The 632-nt window shown below is 29.6% G+C and carries 1 protein-coding gene; it reads left to right on the forward strand.

The features are described 5' to 3' along the window. Window positions 1-23 precede the first annotated feature (23 nt). The gene (locus tag U881_RS0101520) at window positions 24-602 is read left to right on the forward strand and encodes a DUF228 domain-containing protein (protein ID WP_024653021.1); all 579 of its coding nucleotides are present in this window, start codon (window positions 24-26) and stop codon (window positions 600-602) included. The last annotated feature ends 30 nt before the right edge of the window (window positions 603-632 follow it).

The following is a 632-nucleotide window of genomic DNA, read 5'->3' on the forward strand; positions in this document are numbered from 1 at the left end:
AAATAGGAAATTAGGAGGTTAAAGTGTCTACAAACGTAACTGAACTAGTAAAGCAATATGAAGAAAAAGCTAAAGCTCTAAAAAAGTTAATGAAGAATCCTATCAGCGATGCTGGTGTTTTTAGTAATACAGTTGATTTTAGGAGTAAAAATTTACACTTTGCTAATCAAGGTGGTACTGTAACAAGTCGAACTGATAAACTAGAAAATTACTTTTTTAAAGGATATCCATATAAAAGAGGAGTAAAACGAGTAGTTGATACAACATCACAAAATAATCAACCACATTATGAACCACATGTTGAAATTGGTGGTGAAGATGATCTTTATGGCATATGCATAGATATAGACGAATTTACTAGTACTGCAACAGTACTTCCTATTACAAATGAATTCCAAGGATACTTAATTGCAAAAGATGATCAAATTAAAAGAAAAGATAAAGTTAAATTTAATTCAGATGGACAGGTTGAAAAGGATAATTCAAATAATAGTAAAACTAATGCAATTGCATTATCAGATGCAATTGCACTTGATGGTACTGAGAAAAAGCTTTGTATAGTACATGTGGTTATTTATGGAAATAAAGGTAAACCAAATTAATAAGTTAAAGGAGTATAAAGATGTCAGAAT

It is taken from the genome of Borrelia persica No12 (assembly GCF_000500045.1).
Taxonomy (GTDB): domain Bacteria; phylum Spirochaetota; class Spirochaetia; order Borreliales; family Borreliaceae; genus Borrelia; species Borrelia persica.